The organism is Rathayibacter rathayi (assembly GCF_004011095.1).
In the GTDB taxonomy this organism is placed as follows: Bacteria; Actinomycetota; Actinomycetes; order Actinomycetales; family Microbacteriaceae; genus Rathayibacter; species Rathayibacter rathayi.
In genome coordinates, this window is the sequence record NZ_CP028129.1 from 1,174,847 (window position 1) to 1,192,218 (window position 17,372).

A 17,372-nucleotide genomic window follows, 5' to 3' on the forward strand; every position below is an offset into this window, starting at 1 on the left:
ACCGCTGCGAACGAGGTCGTTGCCCTCGGCCGTCGTCGAGGTGCGTTCGAACTCAGACGGACGGCTTCCTCTAGAACAGGTCCCAGACCTGAGAGGTGACGTTGAACGGCTCGTCGGAGAAGTACACGGTGTACTCGCCGACGACGATCCGGCGATGAGGGGGCAGCAGGGTGGAGGCGCGCATCTCCTGGTCGTTGTTGTCATCGGTCGTGACGACGATCACCGTTGGGCCCTCGGCCTGGGCGAGCGCGTCGTAGTCAGGGTAACGACGTGGGAAAGGCTGCGACCGTGATCTCCTCGTCCGTGGACGCGGTCAGAGCGTAGCTGAGCCAGTAGTCGCCGTAGACGTGCTCGACTCCACGACGCTCGAGGAGCGTGACGACAGGGGTGTAGTGGTCGTCGAATCGCTCCGATGTGTCCAGCCGGAAGCCCTCCGACCGGACCCAGACTCCGGATGCCGTCAGCGCGGTCGCGAGCAGAACGGCGGCGATGGCGGCTGGGCGCCATCGCGAGAAGAGCCAGCCGCCGGCCGCCGATAAGGCCGGCAGCAGGAAGACGACGTACCGCACCGAGTCGGACCTCAGGTCGAGCCCTGCTCCCACGATGATCAGGGCGCTGAGCAGGATCGTGCCGGCGCCGATAAGGACAGCGGCGAGGCGGCGCCGAACGATGCCGACGACGAGGAGGCCGGTGATCGCCACGACAGCAATCCATCCGATGATCGAGTTCGTGGATTCGCTGCGCATGTCCTTGAACGCCGCGACATCGACTTCCCGGCCACTGGCGAGCGACGGCAAGGCGAGACTGTCGTCAGCCGCGAAGGCCGAGGACAGGCAGGAGCTGCGCGAGGTCGAGGCCACCGAGTACGAGATCTGCGCGCTCGCGGACGAGTGGCTTGGCGTTGAAGGCGACGGCAAGGGCCGCCACCGCCATCATCTCGAGGTCGTTGGCGCCGTCGCCGACGGCGATCGTGCGCTGAGGAGGGACACCCGAGTCCGCCGCCCACTCGCGCAGCGCCTCCGCCTTGGCTCCAGCGTCGATGATCCGGCCGTGGACCTCGCCGGTCAGGGCGCCGCCGCGGCAGCAGAGGCGGTTCGCACGGACGTAGTCGAGCGCGAGAGCATCCGCGACGGGATCGAGGATCTCGTGGAAGCCGCCGGAGACCACTCCGATCCGGCCTCCTGCCGCGTGCACCCCGGCGACGAGCTCTGCGGCGCCGGGCGTGACGCGGACGCCGGCACTCACCCCCGCGAAAACCGAATCCGGAACGCCCGCAAGGGTCGCGACCCGCTCGCGCAAACTCTCGCCGAAGTCGAGTTCACCGCGCATCGCCCGCTCGGTGACGGCCGCCACCCGCTCCTGGGAGCCCGCGTGGACCGCGAGGAGTTCGATGACCTCGTCCTGGAGGAGGGTGGAGTCCGCGTCGAGGACGACGAGGAAGCGGGCAGGCGTCGCAGGGTGCTCGCTCATGGGCCGGGCCAATCGGTCGGGTGGACACGCCGGAGCGCAGATCTCGACCCGCGGGGGTGCTACGGGTGGACGACGACGCCCTTGCCGACGACGGTGATGCCCGACTCGGTGACGGTGAACCCGCGCTCGCGATCGCGGTCGTGGTCCACGCCGACGCGAGCACCGGGCTCGACGACGACGTCCTTGTCGAGGATAGCGCGGGCGACCAGAGCATCCGGGCCGATCCGGACCTTGTCGAAGATCACGGAGTCGGTGACCGCTGCGTTCGACTCGATGACCGTCCACGGACCGACGACGCTGCGCTCGATGTGTGCGCCCGAGATGACCGCCCCGAGCGAGACGACCGAGTCGACCGTCGATCCTATGTTGCCCTTGCCGTCGCGGACGATCTTCGCGGGCGGCGAGTTGAGCTGCGACGAGAAGATCGGCCACTGCTGGTTGTAGAGATTGAACACGGGCAGCGCCGAGATGAGGTCTTGGTGCGCTTCGAAGAAGGAGTCGATGGTGCCGACGTCGCGCCAGTAGTAGCGGTCGCGATCGGTCGAGCCGGGGACATCGTTGAGCTTGAGGTCGTACACGCCGGCCTCGCCGCGCGCGACGAAGTCGGGAATGATGTCGCCGCCCATGTCGTGGTCCGACGTCGGGGACTCGCCGTCGCGAATGACCGCGTCGATGAGTGCATCGGCATCAAAGACGTAGTTGCCCATCGAGGCGAGGACCTCGTGCGGGGAGTCGGCCAGGCCGATCGCGTCCTTGGGCTTCTCGAGGAATTCGGAGATCATCGTCGGAACAATTCCGTCTCCAGCCGCGTCGCCCGCGAGCTGAATGACGCCGAACTGATCGGCGAGTTCGATCGGCTGGCGAATCGCCGCGACGGTCGCTGTGGCGCCCGAGGCGATGTGCGCATCGATCATCTGTGAGAAGTCCATGCGGTACACATGATCGGCGCCGACCACGACGACGATGTCGGGCTTCTCGTCGCGGATCAGATTGAGGCTCTGCAGGATCGCGTCGGCCGAGCCGCTGAACCAGCGTTTTCCCAGGCGCTGCTGAGCAGGCACCGACGCGACATAGGAATTGAGCAGGCCCGAGAGGCGCCAGGTCTGCGAGACGTGCCGGTCGAGCGAGTGCGACTTGTACTGCGTCAGCACGACGATCTGGGTGAGACCGGAATTGATCAAATTCGACAGTGCGAAGTCGATCAGCCGGTACTGCCCGCCGAACGGCACAGCGGGCTTGGCCCGGTCGGCCGTGAGGGGCATGAGCCGCTTTCCCTCGCCACCGGCGAGGACGATGCCGAAGATCTTCTGTGACTGCATGGCATCACAGTAGGGGGTCGGCGAAGTCGGCGGACCCGGCTGTCGCCGGGGGAGCGGGCTGTACTACGGTTCGGTGGTGCGAGTCGATCTGCTGACCAAGGAATACCCGCCCGAGGTGTACGGGGGAGCCGGTGTCCATGTGGCCGAGCTCACCGCGGCACTGCGCCGAGACCTGGAGGTCGTGGTGCGTTGCTTCGGCGCGGCGCGCGAGGAGGAGGGGACGTTCGCCTACCCCGTCCCCGCCGAACTCGCCGGCGCGAACGGCGCGCTGCAGACTCTCGGAGTCGACCTGCAGATGGCGCAGGATGCGGCGGGGGCCGACCTCGTGCACTCCCATACTTGGTACGCCAATGCCGCCGGCCGTCTCGCTCAACTGCTGCACGGCGTCCCGCACGCGGTCTCGGCGCACAGCCTCGAACCGCTGCGTCCCTGGAAGGCCGAGCAGCTCGGCGGTGGCTACCGCGTCTCGAGCTGGATCGAGCGGGAAGCATATGAGAACGCCGACGCCGTGATCGCGGTGTCCGGCGGCATGCGCGAGGACATCCTTCGCTCGTACCCGGCGCTAGACCCCGCGAAGGTCCACGTCGTCTACAACGGTATTGATCTCGACGCCTGGCGCCCGGTCGAGGACGAGGCCGTCCTCGCCGAGTTGGGCATCGACCCCTCGCGCCCGTCCGTCGTCTTCGTCGGACGTATCACCCGGCAAAAGGGCCTGCCGTACCTGCTCCGTGCCGCGGCGACCCTCCCGCCCGAGGTGCAGCTCGTGCTCTGTGCCGGTGCCCCCGACACTCCCGAGATCATGGCCGAGGTCACCGCGCTGGTCCGCACTCTTCAGGAGGAGCGCACCGGCGTCGTCTGGATCGACCGGCACCTGCCGCGCCACCAACTCTCCGCGGTGCTGACCGCCGCGACCACGTTCGTCTGCCCCTCGATCTACGAGCCCCTTGGCATCGTCAACCTTGAGGCGATGGCGTGCGGTGCCGCCGTCGTCGGGACGGCGACCGGCGGCATCCCCGAGGTCGTCGTCGACGGGGTGACCGGCCGGCTCGTGCCGATCGAGCAGGTCACTGACGGCACCGGCACGCCCGTGGATCCGGAGCGCTACGTTGCGGATCTCGCCGCCGCTCTGGCCGAGGTCGTCGCCGACCCGGAGGCGGCGAAGCGGATGGGCGCTGCCGGTCGCGAGCGCGCGCAGAGCCACTTCAGTTGGACGCAGATCGCCCGGGATACGCGAGCGATCTACGACTCGCTCGTCTGAGCCTCCCGAGCGCCCCTTTAGAATGGCTGCCATGCCCAGCGTTGTCTCGTTCGTCGATGTGTCCTTCGTCCGGAACGGCAAGCGGATCCTCGACCAGGTGTCGTGGGACGTGGCCGAAGACGAGCGCTGGGTGATCCTCGGCCCCAACGGGGCGGGTAAGACGTCGATCCTGCAGGTCGCGGCCGCTCAGAACTACCCCTCGACCGGTGCCGCGCACCTGCTCGAGGAGACGCTCGGCCGGGTCGACGTCTTCGAGCTGCGCCCGCGCATCGGCTACGCCTCGACCGCAATGGCCCGCCGCCTCCCCGCCGGCGAGAGCGTCCTGGACGTCGTGATGACCGCCGCGTACGCCGTCACCGGCCGGTGGAACGAGGGCTACGACGCGATCGACGAACGCCGCGCCCGTCGCGTGCTCGCGGAGTGGAAGCTCGAGCACCTCGCCGAGCGGACCTTCGGGACCCTGTCGGACGGCGAGCAGAAGCGGGTCCAGATCGCCCGCGCGATCATGACGGACCCGGAGCTCCTCCTGCTCGACGAGCCCGCCGCGAGCCTCGACCTCGGCGCCCGCGAGGAACTCGTGCAGCTGCTCGGCGGCTTCGCGAAGGACCCGGCGTCGCCCGCGATCGTGATGGTGACCCACCACGTCGAGGAGATCCCCGACGGCTTCACCCACGCGCTGCTCCTACGCGACGGAGCGGTGGTCGCGGCCGGCCCCCTCGCCGAGGCCCTGACCGAGGCGACCCTCGCCGAGACCTTCGGGCTCGACATCGCGCTCACCCGCGAGAACGGGCGCTTGTCGGCTCGCGCCCGCGGCTGACCGCCGCTTCGGGATCCGGGCGCGGCGCGCCTTCTCCACGCGGTGTCGGTCTGGTATCTTTGATAGCTGGTTCGGGCCCGTTCGCGGTGCGCCCGCCCCCTCCACCCGTTCCCGTCGACGACAGGTGCGGTTCAGGACCATCGACGACAGGACACGACCATGAAGACCGATATCCACCCCGAGTACTCCGCGATCGTCTTCCGCGACCTCGCGTCCGGTGAGACGTTCCTCACCCGCTCGACGGCGAAGAGCAGCAAGACGATCGAGATCGACGGCGTGACCTACCCCGTCATCGACGTCGAGATCTCCTCCGCCTCGCACCCGTTCTACACGGGCAAGCAGCGGATCATGGACTCGGCCGGTCGCGTCGAGAAGTTCAACAGCCGATACAAGAACTTCGGCAAGTAGCAGGTTTCGGCTCGCGGAACCGGGCTCGGCTCGCGAAAACCGTCCCTGTTCGCGAGCCGGACGGGTTTCCGCGGGCCAGCGGGGCGGCGAACGCGGTAGCGTCCCGACATGGTGTCCTTCGCCGACAAGCCGATCCTGACCTTCATGACCCCTGAGGAGTGGGACGCCTACCTCAGCGACAACCCCGACCCGGGGGGAGTCCGGTTAAAGCTACGGAAGAAGGCGGCCGTCGATCCGGGAATCAGTTACGCCGAGGCGCTCGATGTTGCGCTCTGCCACGGCTGGATCGACGGTCAGGCGGGGGCGTTCGACGAGCAGTACAAGCTCCAGGCGTTCACTCCGCGGCGCCGGACGAGCCCGTGGTCGCAGGTCAATCGCGAGCACGTCGCGCGGCTTCTCGCGGAGGGCCGGATGCTCCCGGGCGGGCTGGCGGAGGTCGAGCGGGCCCGCGCCGACGGGCGCTGGGACGCGGCGTACCGGCAGCGCGACGCGGAGGTGCCGGCCGATTTCCAGCGGGCGCTCAACACGGATTCGGAGGCGCTGGCGTTCTTCGGGACCGTCACGGGTCACAAGCGGTTCGCCTTCCTGTTCCGGCTGTCGCAGCTGAAACGGGCCGAGACCCGGGATCGGCGGATCGCGGAGTATGTGGCGCTCTTGCGCGAGGGGCGGACGCTCACCTGAGGGATCAGTGGCGGACGGGCCAGGCGCCGTCGGCCACGAACGACTCGTCTCGGACGCGGCGCATGTACTCCTGGAACGATTCGGCCTGCGCGCGGCACCAGTCGACCTGAAGCGCGTGCAGGGCCTCGGCGCCGACCCCGAGTTCATCGGCGAAGGTTCGGCCCAACGCCTGAGCGACCCGGCCGGCCGCGACGGCGTCGGCACCTGCGTCGTGTGCGTCGGTGAGCGCGACTCCATAATGCTCGGCGGCGAGGGCGAGGGTGCGCTTGCCCCTGCGGTAGCGGTCCACCGCCTTGTCGATGACGAGCGGATCGACGACCGGGCTCGGGTCGATCAGTACGGGGACGCCCCAGCGGCGGGCCTCGTACGCCAACAGGGAGAGGTCGTAGGGGGCGTTGTACACGACGACCGGGATGCCGCGGGCGAGCAGCGAGCGCAGGGCCTCCGAGACCTCCGCCACGACCTCGCCGGCGGGGCGGCCGTGCTCGCGCGCGTGCTCAGTGTTGATTCCGTGGACCGCCGAGGCGCCGGCCGGGATCTTGATTCCGGGGTCCGCGAGCCAGCTCGTCCCCTCGATCGGCTCGCCAGCAGCGTCGATCACGCCGACGTGCGCGGTGACGATGCGGCTCGTGCGAACGTCGATGCCGGTGGTCTCGAGGTCGAAGACGGCCAGCAGATCGAACCAGCGCGCGCCCTCGGACGGCGCAAGCCCCAGCTCCACGTCATCGAACAGCGTCGGCTCGGTCTGCGACTCGGTCGTTCCGGTGGTGCTCACGCGCTCAGCATAAACGTGGCCTCCGACATCGGCCGCACGCCCCGCGGCGTGCTGGCGAGTTAGCGCGCCGCGTGCGCCTTGGCGACATGCAGCCAGAAAAAGCCCTGGGTTCCGAGCGTCATCGTCAGCGTGCCGTCCTCCCTGAAGCCGGGGAAGCGCCCGCCGCCGAAGAGGTCGCTCAACGTCGATCCGGGGTTCTCGGCGTCGGTGATCGTCACCGAGACCGGGTTGTGGTTGAAGCTGAAGACGCAGAGCACCTCCTCCGGCTGGTCGCCCATCGCCGTGCCCGAGCCCGCATAATCGCGAACGAAGGCGAGCACCGATTCGTGATCGGTCTCGAGCACCCGCATGGAGCCGAGGCCGAACGCGGGGTGGCCGCGGCGCACATGCAGGACATTCCGCATCCAGTGCAGCAGGGAGCGCGATTGCGCGAGCTGCGCCTCCACGTTGACCTGGTTGTAGTGGTAGACGAGCGACTGCACGATCGGCTGCACGAGCTTGCCGGGGTCGGCGGCCGAGAAGCCGGCGTTGCGATCGGGAGTCCACTGCATCGGGGTGCGTGAGGCATCGCGGTCGTTGAGCCAGATGTTGTCGCCCATGCCGATCTCGTCGCCGTAGTAGAGGAAGGGGCTGCCGGCGAGGGAGAAGAGGAGCGCATTGATCAATTCGAGTTCTGCGCGCGAATTGTCGAGCAGCGGCGCGAGGCGGCGCCGGATCCCGATGTTCGAGCGCATCCGCGGGTCATAGGCGTACCAGCCGTACATCGCCTGGCGGTACTCTTCCGACACCATTTCGAGGGTGAGCTCGTCGTGGTTGCGCAGGAAGACGCCCCAGGCGGCGCCACTGGGGACGTCGAAGGTTTCGGAGAGCACCTTCTTCAGCTCGTTCGCGGTCTGTGCGCGGAGGGAGTAGAAGATGCGCGGCATCACTGGGAAGTCGAACGCCATGTGGCACTCGGGCTCCTCCTCCGTACCGAAGAACGCGGCGACCTCGCGCGGCCACTGGTTCGCCTCTGCGATCAGGATGCGGCCCGGGTAGTCCCGGTCGACCATCGTGCGCAGGTTCTTGACGAAGTCGTGTGTGGGTGGTTCTCCCTCGCCGTTTCCCTCGTCGGACTCGTAGAGATAGGGGATCGCATCGAGGCGGATGCCGTCGACGCCCAGGTCGAGCCAGAACTTCACCACATCGTGAATCGCCTCGTGCACGGCGGGGTTCTCGAAATTGAGATCGGGCTGGTGCGAGAAGAAGCGGTGGAAGTAGAACTGGCGGCGCTCGGCGTCGAAGGCCCAGTTCGAGTCCTCGGTGTCGACAAAGATGATGCGGATATCCGGCCACTTGTCGTCGGTATCGTTCCAGACGTAGAAGTCGCCGTAGGGACCCTCGGGGTCGGAGCGCGACTGCTGGAACCACTCGTGCTGGTCGCTGGTGTGGTTGAGCGGGAAATCCATCACGATGCGCATATTGCGCTCGTGGGCTTTCCTGACCAGGTCGCGGAAGTCCTCCATCGTGCCGAACTCGGGGAGGATCGCCTTGAAGTCCGAGACGTCGTAACCGCCGTCGCGCAGGGGCGACAGATAGAACGGCGGCAGCCAGAGAGCGTCGATCCCGAGCCACTGGAGGTAGTCGAGCTTGGAAGCGAGTCCGTTGATGTCGCCGGCGCCGTCCCTGTTGGAGTCGTAATACGACCGGATCATCACCTCGTAGAACACCGCTCGGCGGTACCACTGGGGGTCGAGGGCGAGTCCGGGGAGTTGGATCGGCGACGTGAAGCTCACGGTGCTCCTTCTGCTGCTGCCTGAGCGGGTGGCCGTCGGGGAGGACGGACGGGGCGATGCGTCGCGAAGCGAGCGCGGGACCATGCTCCCGGCTCGGATCGAGGCCACGCAAGGCGTTGCTGCCAGATCTTCGACGAGTGTTCCCTACGATAAGGAGCGCGATGACCACTCCCTCCCCTTACGCCTCCGATCTCGGCCGTGTCCCCGTTGTGGAGGCCTCGGTCGACGTCGCCGGATCCCGCACGTCCTACTGGAGCTACGGCTCGCCGTCGGCCTCGAGGGTCCTTGTGCTGGTGCACGGGTTCCGCGGCGAGCACCACGGGCTCGAGCCGGTGATCGCTCGCCTGCTCGCCGGCGGAGCGGACGTCCGGGTCCTCGCTCCGGACCTGCCCGGCTTCGGCGCCTCGCCGGCGATGACGCGCCACCCGCACGATGTCGAGGGCTACGCCGCGTGGCTCGGGATGTTCCTGGATGCGCTGGGGCTGCGCGGAGACGCGGTGGTACTCGGCCACTCCTTCGGCTCGATCGTCGCTGCGGCGGCCGTCGCCGGCGGGCTACCTACTCCGCTCCTGGTGCTGGTCAACCCTATCGGCGCGCCGGCGCTCCAGGGTCCGCGGGGTGTCCTGACTCGACTCGCAGTCCTCTATTACCGGCTGGGCGCGGCGCTGCCCCAGCCGCTCGGGCAGCGCCTGTTGAGCAATCCGGTGATCGTGCGGCTGATGAGCCTGGCGATGGTGAAGACCAAGGAGCCGGCACTGCGCCGCTTCGTGCACGACCAACACGATCGGTACTTCAGCGCCTTCGCCTCCCGCGAGACGGTGCTCGAGGCGTTCCGCGCCTCCGTCTCGCACGATGTCGGCGAGTACGCCTCTCGGATCGGCGTCCCGACGCTGCTGATCGCGGCGGCGCAGGACGACATCACTCCGCTCGTGGCGCAGTACCGCCTGCTGGAGCGGCTCCCGCACGCCCGCCTGCACGTCATCGACGGGGTCGGCCACCTGATCCACTACGAGACTCCTGACGAGGCCGCCGCCGTGCTGCGGGCGGCCCTGGAGGAGGGGATCGACCAATGAGGATCGTCGTCGACTGCCGATACACCCGGCTCGAGCGGCACGACGGGATCAGCCGCTACACCGCGGAGATCGTGCGCGAGCTCGCCCGCCTGCACGACGTCACGATGTTGATCAGCGACCGCCGCCAGCTCGCGATGCTGCCCTCGCTCCCGTGGGAGCGCGTGACAGGACCGTCGAGCGTTTTCGAGCCGTTCGTCGCTCTGCTGGTGAACCGGCTGCGGCCGGACGTGGTGTTCTCGCCCATGCAGACGATGGGCTCCCTCGGCCGCCGCTACCGGCTCGTGCTCACGGTGCACGACCTCATCTACTACCGCCACCGCACTCCGCCGCGGGATCTCGCGGCGCCGTTGCGAGCGCTCTGGCGGCTCTACCACCTGGCGTGGTGGCCGCAGCGCAGGCTCCTCCAGCACGCCGATGCGGTCGTCACCGTCTCGGAGACGACCCGCGATCTTCTCCGCCTCTACCACCTGACCACCCGGCCGGTCGTCGTCGTGCCGAACGCGGCCACCGAGCCCGACGAGGCGAGTGTCGCGCTGGCCTCGTCGCTCGCCGACCGCTCCGCTGCGCGCTCGCTCGTCTACATGGGCTCGTTCATGCCGTACAAGAACGTCGAGACGCTGGCGCGGGCGATGCGGCTCCTCCCCGACTACGAGCTGCACCTGATGAGCCGGGCGAGCGAGGAGACGATCGAGACGCTCCGTGCACTGGCGCCCACCGCGAAGCTGGTCTTTCACCAGGGGGCTCCGGATGCGGAGTACCGCGCCGTGCTGGCTCGGGCGACGGCGCTGGTCACCGCGAGCAGGGACGAGGGTTTCGGGATCCCGCTGGTCGAGGCGATGGCGCTCGGGACGCCGGTCGTGGTCAGCGACATCCCGATCTTCCGGGAGATCGCGCAGGACGCCGCGGTCTACGTCGATCCGTCGAGCGCGAAGGGAATCGCGGACGGCGTGCGCTCCCTGGAGGACGGGGACACCTGGCAGGGGCAGTCGGCGCGGGCGAAGCAGCGAGCGGCCGCCTTCTCGTGGCGGGAGTCCGCCCGGGTGCTGTTCGGGGTCCTCGAGGACCTCGGTCGGCGCTAAGCGGCCGCGACTGCTCCGGCTCAGGCTCAGGCTCCCACGGTCGAACTGAGCACGTCGTCGAGGTCGACGTCGGCGACCACCACATCGCCGGAGTTGTCGACGCCGACGATCTGCAGGGCGCCGTCGACGATCGCGAAGTCGTGCCGGGAGCCGTTGCCGACCGAGATCCCGTGCACCGGCAGGTCCTCGCTCCTGAGCGCGCGGATCAGGCTGCCGATCACGGCGCCGTGCGTCGCGACGACAACCGAGGCGTCGGGAAAGCGTTCGGCGAGTTCGAGCAGCGCTGCGCTCGCCCGCTCGACGACATCGGCGCGCGATTCGCGGCCGGGAATAGGGGCGTGCTCGAGACCGCCGGGGAAGCGTTCGTCGACTTCGGGCCCCGTCATCCCCTCGGCCTCGCCGTAGGCGCGCTCGGCGAGCCCCGGGACGGCCAGCGGCTCGGCGAGCCCGAGGCTCCGCGCGATGATCGCGCCGGTGTCGAACGCGCGCTGCAACGGGCTCGCAACGACCACATCGACGTGCCGCTCCCTCAGCAGTCGCGCAGCGGCTCTGGCCTGAGAACGGCCGACAGCGTTGAGGGGGATGTCGCTCCTGCCCTGGATGCGTCGGGCGGCGTTCCAGTCAGTCTGACCGTGGCGGACGAGGGTGAGCTGGGTCACGGGGGCCTCTCGGGTGGTCGGGTGCGGAAGTGAGGATCAGAGAGCGACGGTGCGCCGGGCGGGCAGGCGCTCGGCGAGTTCGCGGAGCACCTCGCTGGTGCCTCCGTCGATCTTGATGCTCGCGCGCGAGTCACCCTTGGTGGTGCCACGATTCACGATCACGATGGGCATCCGGGCGCGCCGCGCGATCTCCAGGAAGCGGATGCCCGAGTTCACGACGAGGGACGAGCCGGCCACGAGCAGGGCGTCGGCGCCCGTGACGATGGCGCGTGCCTCCTGGAACCGCTCGGTGGGGATGAATTCGCCGAAGAAGACGATGTCGGGCTTGAGGATTCCCCCGCAGACGGTGCACTCGGGGACGGTCATCGCGGAGACGTCGTGCACCTCGGCGTCGCCGTCGGGGTTGAGGGAGGAGACGTCGGGGTCATCGAGCCAGGGGTTGAGCTCCTCGATCCGCTCGGCCACTGCGTCGCGCGCGAAGAACTGGCCGCAGGTCATGCAGCGGACGCGATCGGCGGACCCGTGCAGGTCGACCACACGGCGAGAGCCCGCGCGCACATGCAGGCCGTCCACGTTCTGCGTGACGACTCCGGTGAGCAGCCCGCGCTCCTCGAGTCGGGCCAGAGCGCGGTGTCCGTTGTTGGGCACCGTGCTGGTGAAGCGGCGCCAGCCGAGCTGGCTGCCGGCCCAGTAGCGCCGGCGGTAGTCCGGATCGGCGACGAATTGCGAATACGTCATCGGGCTCCGCACCGGTGCACCGGCGCCGCGGTAGTCGGGGATGCCCGAGTCGGTGCTCATGCCAGCACCGGTGACAGCAGCGATGCAGCGCCCACTGAGGAGTTCGACGGCCTGCTTGATCGCGAGAGCCTCGGGGCCCTCGGCGACCGGTGTCGGACTCGACTCCATCCGCGCCTCCTTCGAAGGCCGTTCGGGCGACCCTGGACGAGTTTAGTCCGCGCCGTGCCCTAGATTGCCGGGATGCCGATCGTGCACATCACCGCCCTCGACCATCCGCTCCTCGCCGACTACCACCGCCTCACCGATGTGGCGCTGCGACGGGTGCTGGAGCCGGAGGGCGGGCTGTACATCGCGGAGTCGGCCAAGGTGATCGAGCGGGCCCTGGACGCCGGGCACCGACCGCGCTCCGTGCTGGTGCAGCAGAAGCGGCTGCCGGACGCGGCCGAGGTCCTCGCGCGCTTCCCCGAGCTGCCGGTGTTCGTCGCGCCCGATCCGCTGATCGAGGAGCTGACCGGGTTCCACCTTCACCGCGGGGCGCTCGCGTCGATGCACCGTCCCCCCCTGCGCCCGATGGCCGACCTGCTGGCGACCGCGCGCCTGGTCGTGATCCTGGAGGACCTGGTCGACCACACCAACGTCGGAGCCGTCTTCCGAGCGGCCGCAGGCATGGGCGCGGACGCGGTACTGGTGACGCCCCGATGCGCGGATCCGCTCTACCGGCGCAGCGTGCGCGTGAGCATGGGTACCGTGCTGCAGGTGCCGTGGACGCGGACGCTCGAGTGGGCGCCGGCCAGGGAGGCGTTGCTCGCGGCGGGGTTCTCGGTGGCGGCGCTGGCTCTCGCGCCGGACGCGGTGCCGCTGGACGAGTTCGCGGCCGCCCGGCCCGAGCGGGTCGCGATCGTGCTGGGAGCGGAGGGGGACGGGCTCAGCCGTGCGGCACTGGACGCCTCGGACACCGTGGTCACGATCCCGATGCTGCACGGCGTCGACTCGCTCAACGTGGCCTCGGCGAGCGCCGTCGCGCTCTGGGCGCTGACGCGAGGGCGTTGACGCCACAGCCCGCCCGTACGATGTCCGGATGACCTCCCCGACCCGACCCGAGGACGCGCTCGACCTGTTCGGGGAGCCCGCCGCGCGGGAGCGGCGGCCGAGGCGGCGGCGTGGATCCGTCATTGCTGGTGCCGTCGCCGCGACTGTGCTGATCGGTGCGGGCGGCGCCTACGCCACGAACGCGGCGACGGCCGAGCTGCCCGCCGCGAGCGCCGTGACCCTTGAGCCGGTGTCCCGCACTTTCGCGGCCCCCGCACTGGCCTGGCCGGCGTACGGCTCCGGCGCAGTGGCCGCCGTCGGCCTCGACGGCACGGAAGAGGACGGGCTGCTCGCACGCTACGGTTCCACCGACACGCTGCCGACGGGAAGCATCGCCAAGGTGGTCACCGCTCTGGTCGTGCTCGCCGCGAAGCCGATCGCCGTGGGGACCGACGGGGAGACGATCACCTTCACCGGCGCAGACGTCCAGTACTACGCCGAGACCCTCGCCGAAAGCGGCTCGAACGCTCCCGTCACTGCGGGTCTGCAGCTGAGCGAGCGGCAGGCGTTGACGGCGATGATGCTTCCGTCCGCCAACAACTACGCGAAGTCGCTCGCGATCTGGGCCTACGGCTCCGAGGAGGCCTTCCTGGCCGCCGCGCGCAGCTGGCTCGACGGGCAGGGGTTCGCGCGGACCTCCCTCGCCGATGCCAGCGGGCTTTCGCCGGCGACGGTCAGTACGACGGCAGAGATGGTCCGGTTGGGCGAACTCCTGATCGCGGATCCGGTGCTCGCTCCGATCGTCGCGATGCCGACCGCCGACATCCCGGGCGTTGGTGAGCTCGCCAACACGAACTCGCTGCTCGGCCGCTCCGGAGTCGACGGGATCAAGACCGGAACGACCGACGAGGCGGGCTCGTGCCTGCTCTTCTCGCTGGATGCGAGCGTCGAGGGGCAACCGGTCACCCTCGTCGGCGTGGTGGTCGGCGCCCGCACGCATCCGCAGCTCGCCGACGATGTGCTGACGCTCATCCCGAGCATCGAGGCCGGATTTCGGAGCGTACCCCTGACCACCGAGGGCCAGGACTACGGCAGCCTCACGAGCGCGTGGGGCGAGAAGGTGGCCGCCGAGACCGCTCAGGCGCAGTCCGTGCTGGTGTGGGGTGCGGCCTCGACGAGCACCTCTGTCGTGCTGGACCCGGTCGAGACCGTCGCCGACGGAGAGCGAGTGGGCACCGCGACCGTGGTAGTGAACGGCACCTCGTATGAGCTGCCTGTGGTGGTGGACGGCACGATCGAGGATCCGGGGTTCGGCTGGCGGCTCGCTCACCCGGCGGAGCTGTTCGGCTGAGCCGCTGGGCCGGTCGTCGCGAGCCCACGTCGTCACGGGGTCGGTCGTCGCGAGCCTGAACTACTCGGCGATGATCCGCACTCCAGCCGTCGCGATGTCCGCCGCGACCTGCTCCGGAGTGGCATTGCCCGGAACGATCGAACCGGGCTCACCTTCCCCGGGGTCGGCGCTCCAGCGCTCCGCGGAGGGCCGCTTAGCGGTGATGAAGTCGCCGGAGGACTGGTGGCGCACCCGACGCAGCACCCACGGCACGAGGTACTCGCGCGCCCATTGAATGTCCTCCGTGCGCGCGGCGCGCCAGGTTCGGGCGGGCAGCGGCTGCGGAGCGAGGGGACGCAGGTCGTTCTCGACGTTCAGCGCCTCGAGCACCATCCGCGCCACCTCGTGGTGGCCGTGCGGGTTGAGATGCAGGCGGTCCGGTGCCCACATCCGCACGTCCTGGATCTCCTGCAGCGACCACTGGTCGGCGACGATGCAGTCGTAGCGCTTCGCCAGAGCCCGCAGGTTCTCGTTGTAGATCGCGACCTTGCCGCGGATGCGGCCGAACACGGGGGAGAAGCCCACATCGACGCCGGTGAAGAGGACCACCGTGGCGCCGTCCGAGCGCAGGCGCTCGAGGCCCGACTCGAAACGGGCGGCGATGTCGTCAGGGTCGGTGCCGGGCCGGATGACATCGTTGCCGCCCGCGGAGATCGTGATGAGATCGGGCAGCAGCTCCAGCGCCGGCTCGATCTGCTCGTCGACGATCTGCTGCAGGAGCCGCCCGCGGATCGCGAGATTGGCGTAGGCGAAGTCCTCGTTCTGGCTGCCGAGGACCTCCGCCACCCGGTCCGCCCAGCCACGGTGCCCGCCGGGACTGCCGGGCTCAGGATCGCCGATCCCCTCGGTGAAGGAGTCGCCCAGGGCGACGTAGCGGGACCACGGATGACGCTGCTCGACCATCCCTCCATCATGCTCCGTACCCGGCCGAGGGTGGCACCGCTCGACACGCCGGGCGCCTCTCGGCGGGCCGCGGAGACCGCGCCGCTGTCGGAGGCGTCGGCTAGATTCGATCGACGTGAACAGTCCCTCGAGCTTCGGTCATCAGGTCGGCACCTCCGCCGCTGGGCACCTGTCCCCGTCGTTCCCGGGCAGGGCCCCGTGGGGTACCGCGGACAAGCTCCGCGCCTGGCAGGCCGAGGCCCTGGAGGCGTACTTTCAGCACGAGCCGCGCGACTTCCTGGCCGCTGCGACCCCTGGCGCGGGAAAGACGACCTTCGCGCTGCGCCTGGCTGCCGAGCTCCTGCACAACCGCACGGTCGACCGGATCACCGTGGTCGCGCCGACGGAGCATCTCAAGCGTCAGTGGGCCGAGGCGGCGCACCGCGTCGGCATTCGGCTGGATCCGACCTTCACGAACCGCATGGGCCGCCACGCCCGGCACTACCACGGCGTCGCCGTCACCTACGCGCAGGTCGCCGTCCGTGCCGAGCTGCACCGCGAGCTCACCCTCTCGGGCCGTACGCTCGTCATCCTCGACGAGGTCCACCACGCTGGCGATGCTCTGAGCTGGGGCGACGCGGTGCGTGAGGCCTTCGAGCCCGCCGTCCGCCGGCTCTCGCTGACCGGGACGCCCTTCCGCTCGGACACGGCGCCGATCCCGTTCGTCAGCTACCTGCCGGACGAGGAGGGCATCCGCACCTCGCTCACCGACTACGCCTACGGCTACGGCCGCGCGCTGGCCGACGGCGTCGTCCGGCCGGTGCTCTTCATGGTCTATGCGGGGCAGATGCGCTGGAAGTCGAAGGCCGGCGACGAGATGGAGGCACGGCTCGGCGAGGGCAACACGAAAGACATCACCTCCCAGGCCTGGCGGACCGCATTGGACCCCAAGGGCGATTGGATCCCCTCGGTGCTCCGCGCCGCGAACACGCGGTTGACGGAGGTGCGACGCGCGGTGCCCGACGCCGGCGGCCTGGTGATCGCGACCGACCACTACAGCGCGCGCGCCTACGCCGCGATGCTCCGCGAGATCAGCGGCGAGAGCGTCACGGTCGTCCTCTCGGACGAGAAGGAGGCGAGCGAGCGGATCGAGGAGTTCGGGAAGGACACCAGCCGCTGGATGGTCGCGGTACGGATGGTCTCGGAGGGCGTCGACGTGCCGCGGCTCGCAGTGGGCGTCTATGCGACCTCGGCGTCGACTCCGCTCTACTTCGCCCAGGCGATCGGCCGGTTCGTGCGCGCGCGGCGCCGCGGCGAGACCGCCTCCGTGTTCCTCCCGAACGTGCCCGGCCTGCTCGCTCTGGCCGGCTCGATGGAGCTGCAGCGCGACCACGCGCTCGACCGCAGGAACTCGGACGACGACGAGTACCCCGAGGCCGACCTGTCGGCCGACGCCGAGCGCAGCGACAAGGCGTCCTCGGATCTGCTCGAGGAGGGGCGCTTCGAGTCGATCGGCTCCGCCGCCACCTTCGATCGCGTCCTGTACGAGGGCGCCGAGTTCGGAATGGAGGTGGAGGTCGAGAGCGAGGAAGAGCTTGACTTCATCGGCCTCCCTGGGCTGCTTGAGCCGGACCAGGTACGCGAGCTTCTGCAGCACCGGCAGCAGCGCCAGGCCAAGCGGGCCGGCACACGGGCGGGGGCCGCTGCTCCGGCCGAGCCGAAGAGCGAGATTCCGGCGCCGCTGTATCGCACTCTCAAGGAGCAGCGGAGTTTGCTCAATTCGCTGGTCGGGCTCTGGGCGCGCGGGACGGGCGAATCGCACGGCCAGGTCCACACGGAACTCCGGCGGCTGTGCGGCGGTCCGGCCGTGGCGCAGGCCAGCGTGACGCAGTTGCAGGCCCGGATCGACCTTCTTCGGCGCCGTCTCGGCTCGCACTGAACGCTCGAGCGCGGTGCGGGTGGGCGGCGTGCGCGGACCGGACGGCGTGCCCGCGTGAGCCATCGCGGCCCGTCTCGCCC

The 17,372-nt window shown here is 69.6% G+C and carries 18 protein-coding genes; 9 read left to right on the plus strand and 9 right to left on the minus strand.

The window, feature by feature from the left end:
• Positions 1–70 precede the first annotated feature (70 nt).
• Genes C1O28_RS15070 through C1O28_RS05780 form a run of 4 tightly spaced genes read right to left on the minus strand, consistent with a single transcriptional unit; the run spans position 71 to position 2,789 of the window.
• Positions 71–223 (minus strand): hypothetical protein, encoded by a 153-nt coding sequence (locus C1O28_RS15070; RefSeq protein WP_160487500.1) that lies wholly within the window; start codon positions 221–223, stop codon positions 71–73.
• A 34-nt stretch (positions 224–257) separates the two neighbouring features.
• Positions 258–797 carry a hypothetical protein gene (locus C1O28_RS05770; RefSeq protein ID WP_133115528.1) on the minus strand — a complete coding sequence of 180 codons (540 nt, stop codon included), beginning with the start codon at positions 795–797 and terminating at the stop codon, positions 258–260.
• A gap of 13 nt (positions 798–810) precedes the next feature.
• On the minus strand, positions 811–1,470 hold the full coding sequence (gene serB / locus C1O28_RS05775) for a phosphoserine phosphatase SerB (protein WP_097165992.1): 660 nt from the start codon (positions 1,468–1,470) through the stop codon (positions 811–813).
• A gap of 59 nt (positions 1,471–1,529) precedes the next feature.
• Positions 1,530–2,789: a glucose-1-phosphate adenylyltransferase gene (locus tag C1O28_RS05780; RefSeq protein WP_097165991.1), complete on the minus strand. Its 1,260-nt coding sequence runs from the start codon at positions 2,787–2,789 to the stop codon at positions 1,530–1,532.
• A gap of 76 nt (positions 2,790–2,865) precedes the next feature.
• Here C1O28_RS05780 and glgA point away from each other — a divergent pair, with 76 nt between their 5' ends.
• The 4 genes from glgA (at position 2,866) to C1O28_RS05800 (ending at position 5,953) form a co-directional block, all read left to right on the plus strand.
• The gene (glgA, locus tag C1O28_RS05785; protein WP_097166091.1) at positions 2,866–4,047 is read left to right on the plus strand and encodes a glycogen synthase; all 1,182 of its coding nucleotides are present in this window, start codon (positions 2,866–2,868) and stop codon (positions 4,045–4,047) included.
• Positions 4,048–4,078: 31 nt separating this feature from the next.
• Complete coding sequence (locus tag C1O28_RS05790; RefSeq protein WP_097166090.1) at positions 4,079–4,864, plus strand: ABC transporter ATP-binding protein; 786 nt, start codon at positions 4,079–4,081, stop codon at positions 4,862–4,864.
• 159 nt (positions 4,865–5,023) lie between these two features.
• Positions 5,024–5,272, plus strand: a complete 249-nt coding sequence (locus tag C1O28_RS05795) for a type B 50S ribosomal protein L31 (protein ID WP_097165990.1) — start codon at positions 5,024–5,026, stop codon at positions 5,270–5,272.
• Positions 5,273–5,380: 108 nt separating this feature from the next.
• Positions 5,381–5,953 carry a YdeI/OmpD-associated family protein gene (locus C1O28_RS05800; RefSeq protein ID WP_097165989.1) on the plus strand — a complete coding sequence of 191 codons (573 nt, stop codon included), beginning with the start codon at positions 5,381–5,383 and terminating at the stop codon, positions 5,951–5,953.
• Positions 5,954–5,957: 4 nt separating this feature from the next.
• On the opposite strand, the gene C1O28_RS05805 is transcribed toward C1O28_RS05800, so the two are convergent.
• Together C1O28_RS05805 and treS are read right to left on the minus strand one after the other, a co-directional pair.
• Entirely contained in the window at positions 5,958–6,668 is a 711-nt protein-coding gene (locus C1O28_RS05805; protein WP_237397997.1) for an exonuclease domain-containing protein, read from the minus strand.
• Positions 6,669–6,787: 119 nt separating this feature from the next.
• Positions 6,788–8,503 carry a maltose alpha-D-glucosyltransferase gene (gene treS / locus C1O28_RS05810; protein WP_097165987.1) on the minus strand — a complete coding sequence of 572 codons (1,716 nt, stop codon included), beginning with the start codon at positions 8,501–8,503 and terminating at the stop codon, positions 6,788–6,790.
• A 161-nt stretch (positions 8,504–8,664) separates the two neighbouring features.
• Here treS and C1O28_RS05815 point away from each other — a divergent pair, with 161 nt between their 5' ends.
• Together C1O28_RS05815 and C1O28_RS05820 are read left to right on the plus strand one after the other, a co-directional pair.
• Positions 8,665–9,576, plus strand: a complete 912-nt coding sequence (locus C1O28_RS05815; RefSeq protein ID WP_097165986.1) for an alpha/beta fold hydrolase — start codon at positions 8,665–8,667, stop codon at positions 9,574–9,576.
• The gene (locus C1O28_RS05820) at positions 9,573–10,655 is read left to right on the plus strand and encodes a glycosyltransferase family 4 protein (protein ID WP_097165985.1); all 1,083 of its coding nucleotides are present in this window, start codon (positions 9,573–9,575) and stop codon (positions 10,653–10,655) included. The genes C1O28_RS05815 and C1O28_RS05820 overlap by 4 nt, the downstream gene beginning before the upstream one ends.
• A gap of 26 nt (positions 10,656–10,681) precedes the next feature.
• Here the strand turns inward: C1O28_RS05820 and C1O28_RS05825 are convergent, their stop codons facing one another.
• A complete protein-coding gene (locus C1O28_RS05825; RefSeq protein ID WP_097165984.1) occupies positions 10,682–11,314 on the minus strand; it encodes a histidine phosphatase family protein in 633 nt (210 codons plus the stop codon).
• A 36-nt stretch (positions 11,315–11,350) separates the two neighbouring features.
• Positions 11,351–12,220 (minus strand): Sir2 family NAD-dependent protein deacetylase, encoded by an 870-nt coding sequence (locus tag C1O28_RS05830; protein ID WP_097165983.1) that lies wholly within the window; start codon positions 12,218–12,220, stop codon positions 11,351–11,353.
• Between the two features lie 72 nt (positions 12,221–12,292).
• Here C1O28_RS05830 and C1O28_RS05835 point away from each other — a divergent pair, with 72 nt between their 5' ends.
• Together C1O28_RS05835 and C1O28_RS05840 are read left to right on the plus strand one after the other, a co-directional pair.
• A complete protein-coding gene (locus tag C1O28_RS05835; RefSeq protein ID WP_097165982.1) occupies positions 12,293–13,102 on the plus strand; it encodes a TrmH family RNA methyltransferase in 810 nt (269 codons plus the stop codon).
• Between the two features lie 28 nt (positions 13,103–13,130).
• Positions 13,131–14,432: a D-alanyl-D-alanine carboxypeptidase family protein gene (locus C1O28_RS05840; RefSeq protein ID WP_097165981.1), complete on the plus strand. Its 1,302-nt coding sequence runs from the start codon at positions 13,131–13,133 to the stop codon at positions 14,430–14,432.
• A 60-nt stretch (positions 14,433–14,492) separates the two neighbouring features.
• On the opposite strand, the gene C1O28_RS05845 is transcribed toward C1O28_RS05840, so the two are convergent.
• Positions 14,493–15,374, minus strand: a complete 882-nt coding sequence (locus C1O28_RS05845) for an SGNH/GDSL hydrolase family protein (protein ID WP_097165980.1) — start codon at positions 15,372–15,374, stop codon at positions 14,493–14,495.
• Positions 15,375–15,489: 115 nt separating this feature from the next.
• Here C1O28_RS05845 and C1O28_RS05850 point away from each other — a divergent pair, with 115 nt between their 5' ends.
• Positions 15,490–17,292, plus strand: coding sequence for a DEAD/DEAH box helicase (locus tag C1O28_RS05850; protein WP_097165979.1), 1,803 nt, complete (start codon positions 15,490–15,492; stop codon positions 17,290–17,292).
• Positions 17,293–17,372: the final 80 nt, after the last annotated feature.